The organism is Paenarthrobacter sp. NPDC090522, assembly GCF_044769225.1.
Classification (GTDB): domain Bacteria; phylum Actinomycetota; class Actinomycetes; order Actinomycetales; family Micrococcaceae; genus Arthrobacter.
On record NZ_JBIVXL010000004.1, the window covers coordinates 317,499 to 334,629 of the forward strand.

A 17,131-nucleotide genomic window follows, 5' to 3' on the forward strand; every position below is an offset into this window, starting at 1 on the left:
TCCAAAAAAGAAACCGCGGCCTGTTCGGATATCCCGCCTTTGATGGCCGGGACCAGCGAACAAGCCGCGGTTCTGTGTCTTTGCGTGTCCTTAGATGACGTAACGTTCGTCTTCGTGGTCGCCTGGGTGGTCCTTGACCAGGCCGGCGGCAAGGGTGTTGCCATCGATCGGGTCGATCACCAGGAACGCACCCGTGCGGCGGTGGCGCAGGTAGTTCTCCAGGGGCAGCGCAGCGGCGAGGCGAAGCTGCGCGTTTCCGATGTCGTTGAGCTCCAGGCTCGACGCCGGCTCGGACTTGAAGGTGGCGAGGTCAAGCTTGCCGGACACGCTGCGGACCAGTGCCTGGACCGTACGGGTTCCGTGCTTCACCAGGACCTTCTGGCCTTCACGCAGGGGCTTGGGCGAGAGCCAGCACAGCGAGGCGTAGAGGTCTGCGGAAGCTTCGCGGACGGTGCCTGCTGCAGCGATCGTGTCCCCACGGGCAATGTCGAGTTCATCGGCCAGACGGACCGCCACGGACTGCGGGGCAGCTGCTTCTTCAAGCGAGCGGCCGGCGAAGTCGATGCCCACCACCGTGGTGTTGCGCGGTTCGTGTCCCGGAGTCAGCACCGTGACCTGGTCGCCAACCTTGACCGAGCCTTCGGTGATCTGGCCGGCGTAGGCGCGGTAATCGCGGTAGGCCTCAACGTCCAGTCCACCGGCTACGGCGTCGGGAGCCAGCGCACCTTGCGGGCGGATCACCAGCTGGACCGGGAAGCGGAAGCTTTCCAGTTCGGCTTCGAGCTCGTCGGCGGCCGGAAGGGTTTCGAGGACCTCCAGCAGGGCGGGGCCGTTGTACCAGGGGGTGCGCTCCGAGCGGTCCACCACGTTGTCGCCGTCCAGCGCCGACACGGGAACCACCAGGAGGTCGGCTACGCCATCCGAGCCAAGGCCCAGCTCGCGGGCAACCTTCTGCACGTCCGCTTCAATGTCGCGGAACACCTGCTCGCTGAAGTCCACCAGGTCGATCTTGTTCACAGCCACGATCACGTGGGCCACGCGCAGCAACTGCAGCACGGACAAGTGGCGGCGGGTCTGCTCAAGGACACCCTTGCGGGCGTCGATCAGTACGACGACGGCATCCGCAGTGGACGCGCCGGTCACCGTGTTCTTGGTGTACTGAACGTGGCCGGGGCAGTCCGCCAGGATGAAGCTGCGGCGGTCCGTGGCGAAGTAGCGGTAAGCGACGTCGATGGTGATGCCCTGTTCGCGCTCGGCACGCAGGCCGTCGGTCAGGAGCGCCAAGTCGATGCCGCCCTTGTCGCCGCCGAAACCGCGGTCCGCGGAGGTGCGGGCAACGGCGTCGAGCTGGTCGGCAAGGATCGCCTTCGAGTCGTGGAGGAGGCGGCCCACAAGAGTGGACTTGCCGTCGTCCACCGATCCGGCGGTAGCGAAACGGAACAGCGTGGACGGAAGCGGCGCGGACTCGAGTCCGGCTTCCAGGAAGGTGGTTTCGGTGCTCATTTAGAAGTAGCCGTCCTTCTTGCGGTCTTCCATGGCTGCCTCGGAGATGCGGTCATCTGCACGGGTGGCGCCACGTTCGGTCAGGGTGGAGGCAGCGACTTCAACAACGACGTCGGCCACGGTGTACGCGTCGGATTCGACGGCACCGGTGCAGGACATGTCGCCCACCGTGCGGTACCGGACCGTCTTGGTGATGACGTCCTCGTGCGGGAGCGGCTGGGAAACCTCGCCGACCGCGCGCCACATTCCGTCGCGGGCGAAGACCTCGCGCTCGTGGGCGTAGTACAGGCCGGGGAGCTCAATGTTCTCGCGCTCGATGTAACGCCAGATGTCCAGCTCGGTCCAGTTGCTGATGGGGAACGCGCGAACGTGCTGGCCGACCGTGTGGCGGCCGTTGTACAGGTTCCACAGCTCGGGACGCTGGTTGCGCGGATCCCACTGGCCGAACTCGTCGCGGAGGCTCAGGATGCGCTCCTTGGCACGGGCCTTGTCCTCGTCGCGGCGGCCGCCGCCGAAAACGGCGTCGAACTTGTTCTTCTGGATCGCATCCAGCAGCGGAACCGTTTGAAGCGGGTTGCGGGTGCCATCGGCACGCTCGGCCAGTTCGCCGCGGTCGATGAATTCCTGCACCGAGCCCACAACGAGCTTCAGGCCCAGGCGCTCAACCGTGCGGTCGCGGAAGTCCAGGACCTCCGGGAAGTTGTGGCCGGTGTCCACGTGGAGCACCGGGAAGGGAACCTTGCCCGGCCAGAAAGCCTTGGTGGCCAGGTGCAGCATCACCACGGAGTCCTTGCCGCCGGAGAAGAGCAGCGCGGGCTTCTCGAACTCGGCAACAACCTCGCGGATGATGTGGATGGCCTCGGACTCGAGGGTGTCCAGTGAGCTGAGTCGCTCGACCGAGGATCCGCCGTGCCCGCTTCGCGATGCCCGCCACGCCGCGGCGGATTCCTCGGTCTCGCTCTGCAACTGGTTCAACTCGAGGTCCTCGCTGGTTGTAGAAGTGCTCATGTGTGTAGTCCGCATTCTGTCTTGTCGGTACCTGACCAGCGGCCGGCTCGGGGGTCTTCGCCCGGGGCCACTTTGCGGGTGCAGGGCTGGCATCCGATGGACGGGTAGCCCTGGCTCAGGAGGGGGTTGACGGGAAGGATGTTGTCCTCGGAGTACTCCACCAACTGATCGAAGGACCAGTCCACCATGGGGTTCACCTTGACCAGGCCGAAGCCTTCATCCCACGTGACCACGGGGGTGTTGGTCCGGGTGGGGCCTTCGTCGCGGCGTACGCCGGTGAACCACACCTCGTAGCCACCAAGCGAACGCCGGAGCGGTGCCACCTTGCGGAGCGCGCAGCACTGGCCGGGATCGCGGGCAAAGAGGTCCTTGCCCAAAAGGCTGTCCTGCTCTTCCACCGTGTGTTCGGGGAGGACGTCCACCACGTTGACCCGCAGGTTTGCCGCAACCTCGTCACGGGTCTGGTAGGTCTCCTTGAAGTGGTAGCCGGTCTCCAGGAACAGCACGTCGACGCCGGGAATCTGCTCGGCCACCAGGGCCGGCAGGACCGCATCAGCCATGGAGCAGGCCACCGTGATGGCGGGCAGTTCGAAGTTCCGTGCCACCCACGCAATCACGTCGGCTGCGGGCGCGTTCCAGTCGAGCTCGGCGGCGCCGGCTTCGGCCAGTGCCTTGAGCTCTTCGTTGGAGCGCTTGGTAATCACTGTCACTGGAGATCTCCTTCGTCTGCGGAGTGTGCCCACTCAGCGAAGGTCTGGCCCTCGGCGCCAACTTCGACGAACTTGCGGACCACACGCTCCACGTAGTCGGGCAGGTTTTCGACCGTGACCTTGAGGCCGCGGACGGTACGCCCCAAACCGGCTTCTTCGCGCTCGTTGTTCGCCAGCCCGCCACCAAGGTGGACCTGGAAACCCGGGGTGGGGTCGCCGTCGGGCGTCGGCAGCATCATGCCCTTGAGGCCGATGTCAGCAGTCTGGATGCGGGCGCAGGAGTTGGGGCAGCCGTTGATGTGGAGGGACAGTGCCTGGGGCAGCTGCTTGGTTTCCACGAGGTCGGCCAGGCGGCGTTCCAGTTCGGCGATGGCCGTTGCAGCGGTGACCTTGGTTTCAACAATGGCCAGCTTGCAGAACTCGATGCCGGTGCAGGCGATGGTGCCACGGCGGAACACGGACGGACGGGCGGAGAGGCCCAGGGTGTCCAGTTCGGCGATGAGCGGCTCCACCTGGTCCTTCTCAACATCCAGGATGACGAGCTTCTGGTGCGGCGTGGTGCGCAGGCGGTAGGTGCCGTGCTGCTCCAGCGTTTCGGCCAGCTTGACCAAGGACTCACCCGACGTGCGGCCCACAGTGGGGGTAACGCCGATGAAGAACTTGCCGTCCTTCTGCTCGTGGACGCCAATGTGGTCGCCCGGCGAGGTGGGCTTCGGAGCGGCCGGGCCGTCCGGGAGGTTGAAGCCGAGGTATTCGTCCTCGAGGATCTGGCGGAACTTGGCCGGACCCCAGTCGTTCATGAGGAACTTCAGGCGGGCCTTGGTGCGCATGCGGCGGTAGCCGTAGTCGCGGAAGATGCTGGTGACGCCGAGCCATACTTCGGCGGCAACATCGGCAGAGACGAACACGCCAAGTCGCTCAGCCAGGCGCGGGTTGGTGGAGAGGCCGCCACCAACCCAGAGATCGTAGCCGGCACCGAGCTCGGGGTGGACGACGCCCACCAGGGCAAAGTCGTTGATCTCGTGCACCACGTCCTGTGACGGGTGGCCCGTGATGGCCGTCTTGTACTTGCGGGGCAGGTTGGCCAGCTCCGGGTCGCCGATGAAACGCTCGGACAGTTCGTGGATCAAGGGCGTGGGATCGATGATCTCGTCCTTGGCGATGCCCGCAACCGGGGAGCCCAGGATGACGCGGGGAACGTCGCCGCAAGCCTCGGTGGTGGACAGATCCACAGCTTCCAGGCGGCGCCAGATTTCCGGGACATCTTCAACGCGGATCCAGTGGAGCTGGATGTTCTGGCGGTCCGTCAGGTCGGCGGAGCCGCGGGCGAAGTCCACGGAGATCTGGCCGATGACGCGGAGCTGCTCGGTGGTGAGGGCACCGCCGTCGATGCGCACGCGCAGCATGAAGTACTTGTCTTCGAGCTCGTGCGGTTCAAGCGTCGCCGTCTTGCCGCCGTCGATCCCGGGCTTGCGCTGGGTGTAGAGGCCCCACCAACGGAACCGGCCGTGCAGGTCCGTGCCGTCGATCGAGTCGAAGCCTTCCTTGGAATAGACAGACTCAATGCGCTCACGGACGTTCAGCCCGTTGTCTTCCTGCTTCCAGGTTTCGTTGGCATTGAGGGGCGTGGTGCCGTCAACCTTCCACTGACCGTGGGGCTTGGCGGCCGGGCGGGTGCGTGCGGGACGCTTCGAGACTTCGGTGTCCGCGGGCGCACCGGCTACAGCTGTTTCTGTCATATATCGAGGGTAGGTGTGGCCAGATTTCGCCAGCAAAGGTCCGGAAATGTTGAGTCACCTAAGGAAACACTTCGTCATGAACAGTCCTGGGGCCTTGTCCGCACCAGCTTCTTATGCAGTCCCTCGCCCCGTCATTTCGCGGCCGAATGGTTTAGGAAAGGCTGTCCTTTATTGCGTCGTACCGCTCCAGCGCGATCTCGGCCAGAACCGGTGAGGGCAGCAGCGGGTCCGTCACAATATCCGCCCCTGCCTTGAACAACTGGTCGTGGAAATAGCCTGTCGCCAGGAGGTAGGACGCAATGAAAACCCGGCCCCCGCTTCCGGTGAGCTCTGAACGCAAGGAGGCAACGCCGTCGGGCACGTTGGGCTGGGCGCTGGCACCGTAAGCCACCCGGACTTTGTTCGGCAGCAGTTCCGCGAGCAGTCGAGCCTGCTCCTCCGAGTCAACCGAGCCGTCCGGAAGGGACGATCCCGCGGCAGCCAGCAGGACGCCGTCGTTCTCCTGCAGTCCGGAGGCGCGCAAGCGGGCGGCCAGCAGCTCCGCCAGTCGCGGATCCGGCCCAATCGGCTTCGCGGCCACTACCTCGGGCCGGGTCTTGATCGCTTTGGGCACGTCAACCTTGATGTGGAACCCGGTGCTGAGCAGAAGGGGTACCACCACGGCCTCGGTCCCCTCGGGCAGCCCCTCCACCACCCCGGACAGCTCGGGTTCCTGGACGTCCACGTAGGCCTCCAGGACCTGAAGCCCCGGCCGCAGTTCCTCGATTTCGGCCATGACCTGGCGAATGGCTGCCTGGCCCTCGGCGTTGCGGGTTCCGTGGGCACAAGCGATCAAGACGGGGCTGTTCATGGGAGCTAGCGTAACGTTGAGCCAGCACCTGTTGTGAAGCGCGCTCCAGAAAGAACCGTCCACTTGATTTCCATCGACATTGTTCTTCTTTGGCTCGACCTCATTGGCGTGTTCTTCTTTGCCGTTTCAGGCTCGCTGTTGGCCGCGCGGAAGCAGTTCGACTTTGTTGGCTCAGTGCTGCTTGCCTCCATTGTTTCCCTGGGCGGCGGTGTCATCCGGGACATCATCATCGACGCCGGTCCCCCGGCTTCCTTCACCAACCCCGCCTATCTGGCCCCGCCCTTGCTGGCCGCGCTGCTGGTCTACTACTTGTTCTCCTCGGTCCAGCGGTTCACTTCCCTTTTGACCCTGTTCGACGCCGGCGGGCTGGCCCTGTTCTGCATCACCGGTACGCTGAAGGCCCTCACGGCGGGGATGAATCCCGTGACCTGCATCCTGCTTGGCGTCACCACGGCTGTTGGCGGCGGCCTCTTGCGGGACATCACGGCCAACGAGATTCCCACCCTCTTCAACAACCGCGACATCTACGCCCTCCCGGCCTTCGTCGGCGCCGGATTGACCACATTGCTGTGGCATCTGGGTGACTTCAACGGACTCTGGGCCTGCCTTGTCGCGGGCATCGTTTTCGCCTTCCGCGTCACCGCCTGGCGACGCGGGTGGTACGTGCCATTGGCCGTCCGCGGTTGGCACCGCGCAGGGGTTGGCCCGGGGGCGAATTCCGGGGTCCGCGATTAGCTAGGATTAGAGCATGACTGACATGTTCCTCGAGAAGTTCCGCGCGCTGGTCCCAAAGTATCTCGAGGATGAATGGCAGGAAGAAGACGGCCTCACGCCCGGCGAACTCGATGACGCACTGTCCGAGCACTCCTTCACCATCCCCCTGGTTCTCCGCGAGTTCTACCTCGCCCTGGGCGGCTGCGAAGACCTCATGGAGGCGTACCACTACTTCTGGGATCCCGAGGAACTTGAAGTCGATGACGAAGGCTTCCTCATGTTCCTCGAGGACGAGGACGAGCAGTTCACGTGGGGCTTCCGCGTCGCAGACCTCGGCGTCCCTGACCCCATCGTCTTCCGCCGCAACAATGCCCGCGGCCAGTGGAAGAGCGAGGAAGGTACGTTCTCCGAGTTCGTCTTCGACATGTTCGATTGGGCATTCAACGACGAAGACTAGGTTTTTCTTGTTTCGCAGCCCCCGGGCAGCCCGTTGTGGTTGCCGGGGGCTGTTTTTGTTGTGCGGCGCCGCTGGCCCGGGCCCCTTCGCCGTTTTCGCCCGGCCCGTGTACCTCCACGACCCACTCCTCCAGCTCCTTCGCCCGGCCTGTGTGCCTCCACGACCCACTTTGAGCGGGAAGCCGACGCGACACTCCGGTGCCCGGCCCTCCCGGCCGTCTAGTGCCCTCAAAGTTGGTCGTGGCGGTACAGCGCTCAGAACATTAATTACGACGGCGGCTGGCTGGCCAGGTATCGGAACGGCCCGCCACACTCCCCCGTCCCTGTTCGCCTCATCCATCCGGCCCCTGTACCGCCACGACCCGCTCCTCCGGCACTTTCGCCCCATCCACCGGTCCCTGTACCGCCACGACCCACTTTGAGCGCTAAACCGACGCAACACGCCGTTGCACGGGCCTCCCGGCTACCTTTTGCCCTCAAAGTTGGTCGTGGCGGTACAGCGCTCAGAACATTAATTACGACGGCGGCTGGCTGGCCAGGTATCGGAACGGCCCGAAACGCCCGGCCTCCCTGTTCCGGAGCACGGCCAGGACTTCGTCCACCATCTTCTGTGGCTGATACACGACGTCTGCATAGTAGTAGTGCAGGCTCGTGAGGCCTCCGAGGAGTCCTGCATTGTTCCGGTATTGGTCCTTCTTCACCTGTTTCGGCTCGAAATGAGTCCCGCCGTCGAGTTCGACGATCAGGCATTCCTCGATCAGGCAATCAACTTCACCGACCCCTGGGACATCCGCGTGCATCCGGACTTGCAACCCGGCCCGCGTGAAATGGGTATGAGCGAGCACCTCCAAGAGCGAGTCGGCCCTCGGCAGGACAAGGTCCAGGATGGCCCTGGCTACTCCGTTCCGGTTGCCGTTCATCTTGGTCTTCAGGAAAGTCGTGGTCAGCAATGCATGACTGACAGCACTCTGCACCATGACCAGGGCTTCCAACTCGGGGAGACACCTCATGGCATGCAGCAGGACGTCGGCGACTCCTGCCACGGGTAGATAGGGATGGTCCGGGTGCAGGCGCTGGCCGTGGTGGACAATCCGTCGCCTGGCAAGCCCGGTGCCGCAGCTCAGGTGGAGTTGCTCACCAGCGTGGAGCGGACCATCTTGGAGCGTCCACAGGCCATAGAACCGGGCGGCGGAAACGCATGTCAGTTTTCCATTGGCCCGGAACGCCGCCACGATGTCCGGATCAGCGTCCTTCCCGATGTACACACCTCGATGGAGCCTGCTGATATCGCCCTCCTTAACTGCTTTAGCCAATCCCCTGCGGGTGAATCCGGCTGCATAGAGGGAAGCGGTGGTCGCAGCCCCATGACGGCTGCGGAGAAATTGAGTGACATCCATCAGCCCATGCTGTGACTCCGCCAAGGCCGCACGCTGCACTCAGAAAGCCGTATGTGGAAAACCCCCGTACCCCCACCACCCACTCTGCAGCGTCCCCACCGGCGGAGACTCCTCAGCCGGCGTGTCATGGATTCGTCGGCACCAAAGTTGGTGGTCACGGCACGGATGACCTTTGTAAAGGACAGCACTTCCATCGAAATTTCTTTGACCCGCGGAGTTGCTTATGTGACAGAGTTGTCATAAGCTATTCACGGATCCACTAAATGCCTCCGGTGGGTCTGATGCGAACGGAGATTGTGGTCCCGGTTCGGTGCAGCGTATGACTCGTAACGTTGCAGCGAGCCGGGGCCATTCCATTTTAGCCCTCGCCACCACCCGCCAGCCCAGCCGCGCGCCCAAAGCCGAGCGCCGCCGTCGTGGTGTGCCAAGCAGAGCCAGGTGCCGCCGTCGTGGTGTGCCACCAAAGACAGGTGCCGCCGCCGTCGTGGTGTGCCGCCACGACCAACTTTGACGCCGACAGCCGAAGACACGCCGCAAAACCGAGCCCCTCAAAGCCCCAGCCCACCCAAAGTGGGTCGCGACGGCACCCACGGAAGCCACCAAACCCTGGCCCAGCCGCCGCCGTGTAGCCACCAAACCGTGGCACCGCCGTCGTCGTGTGCCGCCACGACCAACTTTGACGCCGACGACACGCCGCAAAACCGAGCCCCTCAAAGCCCCGGCCCACCCAAAGCGGGTCGCAGCGGCACCCACGGAAGCCACCAAAGCCAGGTGCCTCCGCCCTGTGCCCTCCAAAGCCGAGCACCGCCGTCGTGGTGTACCGCCACGACCAACTTTGACGCCGACAGCCGAAGACACGCCCCAAAACCGAGCCCCTCAAAGCCCCTGCCCACCCAAAGTGGGTCGCGACGGCACCCACGGAAGCCACCAAACCCTGGCCCAGCCGCCGCCGTGTAGCCACCAAACCGTCGCACCGCCGCCGCCCTGTGCCCTCCAAAGCCGAGCACCGCCGCCGTCGTGGTGTGCCGTCACGACCAACTTTGACGCCGACAGCCGAAGACACGCCGCAAAACCGAGCCCCTCAAAGCCCCGGCCAACCCAAAGCGGGTCGCGACGGCAAACGACACCAAACAAAAAGCAGGCCCCCAACCCCGGAGGGTCAGAGGCCTGCCTCAACGCAGAAGAAAGGCTAGCTGCTCCGGTCCACCACGGCGTGGGCGAAGTTGGTCAGGGAGGACTTCACAACACCCTCCGGCAGCGGGGCCAAGGCGGCAACGGCCTCGGCAGACCACTCGCGGGCGATCTTCCAGGACTCGGCGGTGACGGGATGTTCGCGGAGGCCGGCGACAGCCTCAGCCAGGGCAGCGTCGGAAGACAGGTCGCCATCCACCAGTTCAAGCAAAGCCACGGCCGAGGCATCCCCAGCGGCAGCGTCACGGCGGAGCAGCAGCACGGGAAGGGTGGGCACGCCTTCGCGAAGGTCGGTGCCCGGGGACTTGCCGGACTTGACCTTCACACCAGTGACATCGATGACGTCGTCAGCCAACTGGAAGGCAACGCCGACCTTCTCGCCGTATTCAACCAGGACGTCCTCGTACTCAGGAGCGGCACCGGCGAAAATCGCGCCGAGCTGGCCCGAAGCCGCAACCAAGGACCCCGTCTTGTCCGCGATGACGGAGAGGTAGTGGTCCACGGCGTCCTCGTCCTCGCGGGGACCGACGGTCTCGTGGAGCTGGCCGAGGCACAGGCGTTCGAAGGTCCGCGCCTGGATGCCAAGTGCGCGGGAGCCGAGCTCGGACACCAGGATGGAGGCGCGGGCAAAGATGAGGTCGCCGGTGAGGATCGCGACGGAGTTGCCCCATACTTCGTGGGCCGTCGGGGCTCCCCGGCGGAAGGGCGCGGAGTCCATGACGTCGTCGTGGTACAGCGTGGCCAGGTGCGTCAGTTCAACCACGACGGCGGCCTGGACAACCTCGGGACGGGAAGCATCGCCAAGGTGGGCGCACAGCAGGGTCAGCAAGGGACGGATGCGCTTGCCGCCGGCCTCCACCAGGTGGCGCGACGTTGCGTCAGCCAGCGGATCCGAGTTGGAGATGGCCTCGCGAAGCTTCTTCTCCACGCGGGCAAGGTTGGTGGTGATGGCGGGGCCGAGCTCGGCGTCGCCTGCGATGGCGGCAAAACCGGCGGGCAGCTGAAGGCCCGTTGCGATCGCGGTGGTGTTGGGGGCGGGCTCGTTGGAGTCCGGCAGGCCGTGCCCGGCATGGGTCCAGCTGTGTTCGGCAGAGTTCGTCACGGGTTAACCCTAACTAGTTGGTGCGGAAACCGCGGTGTCGGACCCTGCCGCTGCAAACGGGCGGGTGGAGGAAGTGTTGGACGTGGGTGGAACGAGCATTTCCAGGACCCGGATCACCCGGTCTTCGAAGCCCTTCGCCGAGGAGTCCGTGAGGTTGGCCAGCAGCCGGACCACAAAGCGCATCAGCACGGGAATGGGCATGCCGGTCCGCAGGGCGAGCTTCATCACGGCGGGTTTGCCGATCAGGAAAGCAAAGGCCCGTCCGAGCGTGAAATGCGAACCCCACTGGTCCCGCACATAGTCCGCGTACCGCGAAAGGTGCGCATCGGCGTCGTGCGTGTTCCATCCGGCAGAGGCAGTACGGGAGGAAGCATCGATCAGGAACTCCGCCGCAAACCGTGCCGATTCCATGGCGTAGGAGATGCCCTCGCCGTTGAACGGGGACACCATGCCGCCGGCGTCGCCCAGCAAGAGCAGCCCGGGCGAGCAGTGCGGGGTGCGGTTGAAGCCCATGGGCAGCGCGGCGCCACGGATCTCCCCCACCTGGTTCTCCGGGGTGAAGCCCCATTCGGACGGCATCGCGGCGGTCCACTCACGCAGGACCTGCTTGTAGTCGAGCTTGCCGAATTCCTTGGAGGAGTTCAGGATGCCGAGGCCCACGTTGGACGTGCCGTCGCCCACGCCGAACACCCAACCGTAGCCGGGCAACGGCTTGCCGGACTTGCCGGGCAGTTCCAGCCAGCCTTCCATCCAGTCGTCGTTGTGCCGGGGCGAGGTGAAGTAGGTGCGCACGGCCACACCGAGGGGCCGGTCGTCGCGCTTGTGCATTCCCAGCGAGACTGCGGTCCGCGTGGAATTGCCGTCCGCGGCGAGCACGACGTCGGCAAAGAAGTCGCGCGTTTCCCCCGTCTTGCGTCCGGACTCGTCAAGGATCGCGGCGCGCGCGCCGATGACGCGGCCGTCGTCGTCCTGCAGTGCGGTGGTGACGCTGTGGCGTTCAAGCACGACGGCGCCTGCCGCCTCCGCGTGCCGGGCGAGGGATTCGTCGAAGCCGAGGCGGGTTCGAATGAGTCCGTAGGTGGGAAAGCCGGAGACCTCGGGCCAGGGCAGCTCGATGGTGCGGCCACCGGCGATCAACCGGAGACCCTTGTTCCGGCGCCACCCGTCCTCAACGGTGTGCGGCAATCCAAGCTTCTGGATCTCCCGGACAGCCCTTGGAGTGAGCCCGTCCCCGCACACTTTTTCGCGCGGGAAGGAGGTCTTTTCCAGGACCGTAACGTCGATGCCTGCCTGGGCCAGGTAATACGCGGCGGTGGACCCTGCGGGGCCCGCGCCAACTATCAGTACTTTCACGGTGTCCTAAGTCAGCCTGACTGTGCGCCCGTCCGGCGCGGTTTGATCTGGCGGCGCAGCTTGGCCACGGGAACGCTTTCGCGGTGTTCGGAGGGCTTCTGCGCGCGGTGCACTGCGACGATGCCGCCGCTGAGGTTGCGGTAAGTGATGTCCGTCCATCCTGCGTCGGCAAGCCACTGGGCCAGGTGGTCCTGGTCCGGCCAGGCGCGGATGGATTCGGCGAGGTAGACGTAGGCGTCCGGGTTGGAGGACACCTTGGTGGCGATGGCCGGCAGGGCACGCATGAGGTACTCGGTGTACATGGTGCGCCACAGCGGAACCACCGGCTGGGAGAACTCAGCAATGACCAGGCGACCGCCGGGCTTTGTCACGCGGAGCATCTCCTGGAGGGCCTTGCGGGGTTCAACGACGTTGCGCAGGCCGAAGGAGATGGTGGAGGCATCAAAGCTGTTGTCCGCGAACGGGAGATTGGTGGCGTCACCGGCAATGAAGTCGATGTCCGGGCGGCGGCGCTTGCCAACCTTGAGCATCCCCAGGGAGAAATCGCAGGCCACAACATCCACACCGGCATCGGCGTAGGGCTCGCTGGAGGTACCGGTTCCTGCAGCCAGATCCAGCACGCGCTGCCCGGCCTTCACGTCCATGGCATCCACCACGATCCGGCGCCACCGCCGCGTCTGCCCCATGGAGAGGACGTCGTTGACAACATCGTATTTAGGGGCGACATCGTCAAACATCGTCGCAACTTCGTCCGGACGCTTTTCCAAGGATGCTCGGTTCACCCGTCAATTGTCTCAGACAAACAGCCAAGTTTGCTGCGCTGTAGAAGAAGGGGCGGGTTCTGCCTGCACCCGGGAGTACTGTTGTTCCATCATGACCAGCACGCTCCGCACTTTGACAGTCCCCCTCGATGTCGATTCATCCTCCGGGGGGCTGCCGTCGTTTCTGGTGCGTGACGACGTTCTGTGCTGGTCCCGCCGCGAAGCCGGCCTGGTGGGATACGGGGAGCTGACCCGCTTCAGTACCACCGGTCCGGAGCGTTTCCTCGAGGCCGATATCTGGTGGCGGCACCTCATCCTTGAGGCCGAAATCACCGACCATGTTGAGCTGCCTGGGACGGGGCCGGTGGCGTTCGGCTCCTTCGCTTTTTCCAAGACCTCGCCGCATGTTTCCCGCCTGATCCTGCCGGAGCTTGTGGTCGGCATCCGCGACGGCCGCGCCTGGGCCACCCAGCTGACGTTCGACGACGGCCCCCTCACCGAGGCGACTGTCCTGGCCACTGTGGAACGCTGGCTGTCCGGCACCAACGGTGACGAACCCGCCGTCGTAACTTCCGACGTCGGGCACTCACCTGACGGCGACGCGCTCAACGGTTCGCGTGGCTCGCTTGGGCGCGGGTCGCTTACCGAAGCAGCGTGGATGGAAGCTGTGACCAACGGTGTGGAGGAAATCCGCGCCGGCAAGCTGGAGAAGCTGGTGCTGGCGCGCGACGTCGTTGCCACCCTTCCAGCAGGGGTCAACGCCGCGGAGGTGCTTCGCCAACTCGCGGCACGGTACCGGGAATGCTGGACGTACGGCGTGGACGGTTTGGTGGGGGCCACCCCGGAGATGCTGATCCAGGTGGAGGGCCGCACAGCCCAGGCCCGCGTGCTGGCCGGGACCCTCGACCGCAGGGACGCCGAGGGCATCGACGGCTCCCCCATGGAATACGCCGAACGCGTGCTGGCCGGGTCGGAGAAGCAGCGGCACGAACACGAGATCGCCATCGATTCCCTGACCCGGCAGCTGGCCCCGTTCTCCGAAGCGATGAACTCGCACAGCGAACCCTTCATCCTGGAACTGCCGAACGTGTGGCACCTGGCTTCGGACGTGAAGGCCGAACTGGCGGACATCGAAGGCCATGTGCCAACGTGCCTCGCTTTGATCAACGCCCTTCACCCCACCGCAGCCGTATGCGGAACACCCACCTTGGTTGCCGGCGCGCTGATCAGGAAACTGGAACATCTGGACCGAGGACCCTACGCAGGTCCGGTCGGCTGGCTGGACGCGGCAGGCAACGGCGAGTGGGGCATCGCCCTGCGCGGAGCCGTGATCGAGGACGCCAACACCGTGCGCCTGTATGCGGGCTGCGGCATCGTTGAAGGCTCACAGCCCGAAGCTGAATTGGCCGAAACCTGGGCCAAGTTCCGTCCGATGCTCGAAGCCCTCGGCATCCGCCGCTGAATCTGGGATTCCAGACCGGGACTCTCCGACCCCCCTTGCATATTCGCTAAACTGGTTATCCAATAGTGAAACTTAGTTTCCTGTGATGCACATCTCACGTTCGGTACTACACTAAAGACCGACTCAGTCCAGCATCCACTGCAACAAAAGGTAAAAATATGCAGATCTCCCGTTCGGTTCTGTCCGGTACCAAGATGGCCGCCGTGCTCGCAGCAGGTGCTTTGGCCCTGACCGCATGCGGTGGTTCCTCCACTCCGGCCGCCTCAGGTTCGGGCCCCCAGCTCATCAACGCCGGCAAGCTGACCGTTTGCTCGGACATCCCCTACGAGCCTTTCGAGTTCCAGAAGGACGGCAAGAACGTCGGCTTCGACATGGACATCGCGGCCGAAGTTGCCAAGGACCTCAAGGCTGAACTCAACGTGGTGGACAGCTCCTTCGAGGCTATCGAAACCGGCACGGCCCTCACTGGCTGCGACGTTTCCATCTCCTCCATCTCCATCACCGATGTCCGCAAGAACGTCATGGACTTCTCCAGCCCCTACATGGATGACGACCTGACCCTGGTGGCCTCCACCGCTTCCGGCATCAGCAACCTTGACGGTGCCAAAGGCAAGAAGGTGGGCGTCCAGCAGGCCACCACCGGCGCCCAGTACGCCAAGGACAAGGGAATTGACGCCCAGCAGTTCGAGGACTCCGGCCTCCTGGTCCAGGCCCTCAAGGCCGGCACCATCGACGCCGCCGTCGGCAACCAGTCCGTCCTGGGCTACGCCATCAAGGATGACTCCAAGATCAAGCGCATCGAGGACTACGCAACCGGCGAGAAGCTTGGCATTGCCATCAAGAAGGGCAACACCGCCATGGCCGACTCCGTGAACGCCACCCTGAAGCGCCTCACGGATGACGGAACGCTGGCAAAGTTCAAGACCACCTGGTTCGGCGAAGCCGCAAAGTAAGGCAACCGGCTCCCGATATCCACGCAAGCGGGGCCCCGTAACTCTCTGTTAAAGCAGTCGGTTCGGGGCCCCCGCTGCGCAACATGATTGTGAGAACACCATGGCAATGACTGCACGTCAACGAGCCAGAGTCAGTCTTTACGTCCAGGCCGGAATCTTCGTTGTGGCTGTGGCCGCAGTGATCATCGCCGTGGACTGGAAGACCATTGGCAACAGCGTCTTCAACTTCGCCAAGATCGGCCCCATGTTCCCGGGAATCTTCCTGGTTGGCCTCAAGAACACCCTCATCTACACCGCACTGGCATTCGTGGTGGGCCTCTCAGGCGGCCTCCTGCTCGCCCTGATGAAGCTCTCCTCCTTCCCGCTTTACCGCTGGATCGCCACCGGCTACATCGAGTTCTTCCGCGGTGTTCCGGCCCTGCTGGTCTTCATCGCCTTCGGCTACGGCGTGCCCCTGGCCTTCGGTGTGCAGTGGGACGTCAACATTGTGGTCATGGTGTCCTTGGGCATCGTCGCTTCGGCCTACATCGCTGAAACCCTCCGCGCCGGCCTCCAGGCTGTTCCCAAGGGACAGATGGAAGCCGCCCGGTCCCTCGGCATGCCGCACTGGCGGGCCATGGTCTCGATCGTGATCCCGCAGGCCTTCAAGATCGTCCTGCCTCCGCTGACCAACGAGATCATCCTGCTCACCAAGGACTCGTCCTTGATCTACGTCCTGGGCCTCACTGCGTCCCAGTACGAGCTCACCAAATTCGGCCGCGACGGCATCTCCAGCCTGGGCGCAGGCCTGACCCCGCTGCTGGTGGCCGGCGCGTTCTACCTCGTGATCACCATCCCCTTGAGCCTCCTTGCCCGGAAGTTCGAAAGCCGCTCTGCGCGGACCAAGCGATAGGACGGACAGTCATGACCAACTCCGCAACAGTCCGCGCTGCGGGCGTGGACATCAAGGACCTCCGCAAGTCGTACGGCAACAATGAGGTCCTCAAGGGCATCTCCCTGACCGTCGAGCCCGGACAGGTGGTCTGCCTGATCGGTCCTTCGGGTTCGGGCAAGTCCACGCTCCTGCGCTGCGTCAACCTGCTTGAGCAGCCCAACGCCGGCACCATCAACGTGGGCAAGTTCGAGGCCACGGATCCGGATGTGGACCTCAACCGCATGCGCCAGAGCGTGGGAATGGTGTTCCAGCACTTCAACCTGTTCCCGCACCTGAGCGTCCTGGACAACTGCACCATCTCGCAGGTCAAGGTCCTCAAGCGGTCCAAATCCGAGGCCGCCGACGTGGCCCGCCGCAACCTGGAACGCGTGGGGCTTGGCCATCTTGCGGACCGTTACCCGGACCAGCTTTCCGGCGGCCAGCAGCAGCGCGTTGCCATCGCCCGGGCGTTGTCCATGGATCCGCAGCTGATGCTTTTCGACGAGCCCACGTCCGCGTTGGACCCCGAAACCGTGGGCGACGTCCTGGCTGTCATGCGCAAGCTGGCCCAGGAAGGCATGACCATGCTGGTGGTCACGCACGAGATGGGCTTTGCCCGTGAAGTGGCCGACCGCGTGGTGTTCATGGACGGCGGCGTTGTAGTGGAGGAGGGCGTGGCCGAGCAGGTCATCAGCGCCCCCACGCAGCCACGAACCAAGGAATTCCTGCGCCGCGTCCTGGACCCGACGCACATCGACGTCGTGGAGGACTAAATCCCCCGTTCAGCGACGAAGGAGGGCGGCACCCGCATTCGGGTGCCGCCCTCCGTGTTTCTTAGCGCGCCATTTGACGCCCGGCGCACCCCTGCTTCGCCCGCGGCGCACCCTGCGATCGTTCCTGACGCACCCACTCCCGCCCGGCGCACCCCTGCTTCGCCCGCGGCGCACCCTGCGATCGTTCCTGAGGCACCCACTCCCGCCCGGCGCACCCCTGCTTCGCCCGCGGCGCACCCTTTCACG

15 protein-coding genes are annotated in these 17,131 nt (G+C 64.7%); 6 read left to right on the top strand and 9 right to left on the bottom strand.

Features of this window, described 5'->3' with window-relative positions; genetic code table 11:
• Nucleotides 1–90 precede the first annotated feature (90 nt).
• The 5 genes from ACIQT2_RS07100 to ACIQT2_RS07120 all read right to left on the bottom strand — a co-directional run bounded on the left by ACIQT2_RS07100 (nucleotide 91) and on the right by ACIQT2_RS07120 (nucleotide 5,810).
• Entirely contained in the window at nucleotides 91–1,503 is a 1,413-nt protein-coding gene (locus ACIQT2_RS07100; protein ID WP_402944903.1) for a sulfate adenylyltransferase subunit 1, read from the bottom strand.
• The gene (gene cysD, locus ACIQT2_RS07105) at nucleotides 1,504–2,511 is read right to left on the bottom strand and encodes a sulfate adenylyltransferase subunit CysD (RefSeq protein ID WP_400328775.1); all 1,008 of its coding nucleotides are present in this window, start codon (nucleotides 2,509–2,511) and stop codon (nucleotides 1,504–1,506) included.
• Entirely contained in the window at nucleotides 2,508–3,221 is a 714-nt protein-coding gene (locus ACIQT2_RS07110) for a phosphoadenylyl-sulfate reductase (protein WP_400328772.1), read from the bottom strand. The genes cysD and ACIQT2_RS07110 overlap by 4 nt, the downstream gene beginning before the upstream one ends.
• Nucleotides 3,218–4,960, bottom strand: a complete 1,743-nt coding sequence (locus ACIQT2_RS07115) for a nitrite/sulfite reductase (RefSeq protein ID WP_402944906.1) — start codon at nucleotides 4,958–4,960, stop codon at nucleotides 3,218–3,220. Before ACIQT2_RS07115 ends, ACIQT2_RS07110 begins: the two co-directional genes overlap by 4 nt.
• A 151-nt stretch (nucleotides 4,961–5,111) precedes the next feature.
• A complete protein-coding gene (locus tag ACIQT2_RS07120; RefSeq protein WP_400328767.1) occupies nucleotides 5,112–5,810 on the bottom strand; it encodes a sirohydrochlorin chelatase in 699 nt (232 codons plus the stop codon).
• A 63-nt stretch (nucleotides 5,811–5,873) separates the two neighbouring features.
• On the opposite strand from ACIQT2_RS07120, the gene ACIQT2_RS07125 reads away from it, so the two are divergent.
• Together ACIQT2_RS07125 and ACIQT2_RS07130 are read left to right on the top strand one after the other, a co-directional pair.
• Nucleotides 5,874–6,545: a trimeric intracellular cation channel family protein gene (locus tag ACIQT2_RS07125; protein ID WP_400328761.1), complete on the top strand. Its 672-nt coding sequence runs from the start codon at nucleotides 5,874–5,876 to the stop codon at nucleotides 6,543–6,545.
• A gap of 13 nt (nucleotides 6,546–6,558) precedes the next feature.
• Nucleotides 6,559–6,981: a hypothetical protein gene (locus tag ACIQT2_RS07130; protein WP_397324428.1), complete on the top strand. Its 423-nt coding sequence runs from the start codon at nucleotides 6,559–6,561 to the stop codon at nucleotides 6,979–6,981.
• A gap of 514 nt (nucleotides 6,982–7,495) precedes the next feature.
• Here the strand turns inward: ACIQT2_RS07130 and ACIQT2_RS07135 are convergent.
• The 4 genes from ACIQT2_RS07135 to ACIQT2_RS07150 form a co-directional block, all read right to left on the bottom strand.
• Nucleotides 7,496–8,377, bottom strand: coding sequence for a type IV toxin-antitoxin system AbiEi family antitoxin domain-containing protein (locus tag ACIQT2_RS07135; RefSeq protein WP_402944911.1), 882 nt, complete (start codon nucleotides 8,375–8,377; stop codon nucleotides 7,496–7,498).
• Nucleotides 8,378–9,566: 1,189 nt separating this feature from the next.
• Nucleotides 9,567–10,670 carry a polyprenyl synthetase family protein gene (locus ACIQT2_RS07140; RefSeq protein ID WP_402944913.1) on the bottom strand — a complete coding sequence of 368 codons (1,104 nt, stop codon included), beginning with the start codon at nucleotides 10,668–10,670 and terminating at the stop codon, nucleotides 9,567–9,569.
• 9 nt (nucleotides 10,671–10,679) lie between these two features.
• Nucleotides 10,680–12,023 (bottom strand): geranylgeranyl reductase family protein, encoded by a 1,344-nt coding sequence (locus ACIQT2_RS07145; protein ID WP_402944917.1) that lies wholly within the window; start codon nucleotides 12,021–12,023, stop codon nucleotides 10,680–10,682.
• An 11-nt stretch (nucleotides 12,024–12,034) separates the two neighbouring features.
• Nucleotides 12,035–12,805, bottom strand: coding sequence for a demethylmenaquinone methyltransferase (locus tag ACIQT2_RS07150; RefSeq protein ID WP_402944920.1), 771 nt, complete (start codon nucleotides 12,803–12,805; stop codon nucleotides 12,035–12,037).
• A 91-nt stretch (nucleotides 12,806–12,896) separates the two neighbouring features.
• On the opposite strand from ACIQT2_RS07150, the gene ACIQT2_RS07155 reads away from it, so the two are divergent.
• From ACIQT2_RS07155 to ACIQT2_RS07170, 4 genes are all read left to right on the top strand, one after another.
• The gene (locus ACIQT2_RS07155; RefSeq protein WP_402944921.1) at nucleotides 12,897–14,246 is read left to right on the top strand and encodes an isochorismate synthase MenF; all 1,350 of its coding nucleotides are present in this window, start codon (nucleotides 12,897–12,899) and stop codon (nucleotides 14,244–14,246) included.
• A 158-nt stretch (nucleotides 14,247–14,404) separates the two neighbouring features.
• On the top strand, nucleotides 14,405–15,199 hold the full coding sequence (locus ACIQT2_RS07160) for an ABC transporter substrate-binding protein (RefSeq protein ID WP_397324437.1): 795 nt from the start codon (nucleotides 14,405–14,407) through the stop codon (nucleotides 15,197–15,199).
• A gap of 100 nt (nucleotides 15,200–15,299) precedes the next feature.
• Entirely contained in the window at nucleotides 15,300–16,091 is a 792-nt protein-coding gene (locus tag ACIQT2_RS07165; RefSeq protein WP_397324438.1) for an amino acid ABC transporter permease, read from the top strand.
• A gap of 11 nt (nucleotides 16,092–16,102) precedes the next feature.
• Nucleotides 16,103–16,885 carry an amino acid ABC transporter ATP-binding protein gene (locus tag ACIQT2_RS07170; protein ID WP_400328733.1) on the top strand — a complete coding sequence of 261 codons (783 nt, stop codon included), beginning with the start codon at nucleotides 16,103–16,105 and terminating at the stop codon, nucleotides 16,883–16,885.
• Nucleotides 16,886–17,131: the final 246 nt, after the last annotated feature.

What these genes read in the sequence shown, in the direction of transcription:
- ACIQT2_RS07100 (WP_402944903.1), bottom strand. Translation starts at nt 1,503, where the DNA reads ATGAGCACCGAAACCACCTTCCTGGAAGCCGGACTCGAGTCCGCGCCG.
- cysD (WP_400328775.1), bottom strand. Translation starts at nt 2,511, where the DNA reads ATGAGCACTTCTACAACCAGCGAGGACCTCGAGTTGAACCAGTTGCAG.
- ACIQT2_RS07115 (WP_402944906.1), bottom strand. Translation starts at nt 4,960, where the DNA reads ATGACAGAAACAGCTGTAGCCGGTGCGCCCGCGGACACCGAAGTCTCG.
- ACIQT2_RS07120 (WP_400328767.1), bottom strand. Translation starts at nt 5,810, where the DNA reads ATGAACAGCCCCGTCTTGATCGCTTGTGCCCACGGAACCCGCAACGCC.
- ACIQT2_RS07130 (WP_397324428.1), top strand. Translation starts at nt 6,559, where the DNA reads ATGACTGACATGTTCCTCGAGAAGTTCCGCGCGCTGGTCCCAAAGTAT.
- ACIQT2_RS07135 (WP_402944911.1), bottom strand. Translation starts at nt 8,377, where the DNA reads ATGGATGTCACTCAATTTCTCCGCAGCCGTCATGGGGCTGCGACCACC.
- ACIQT2_RS07155 (WP_402944921.1), top strand. Translation starts at nt 12,897, where the DNA reads ATGACCAGCACGCTCCGCACTTTGACAGTCCCCCTCGATGTCGATTCA.
- ACIQT2_RS07160 (WP_397324437.1), top strand. Translation starts at nt 14,405, where the DNA reads ATGCAGATCTCCCGTTCGGTTCTGTCCGGTACCAAGATGGCCGCCGTG.
- ACIQT2_RS07165 (WP_397324438.1), top strand. Translation starts at nt 15,300, where the DNA reads ATGGCAATGACTGCACGTCAACGAGCCAGAGTCAGTCTTTACGTCCAG.
- ACIQT2_RS07170 (WP_400328733.1), top strand. Translation starts at nt 16,103, where the DNA reads ATGACCAACTCCGCAACAGTCCGCGCTGCGGGCGTGGACATCAAGGAC.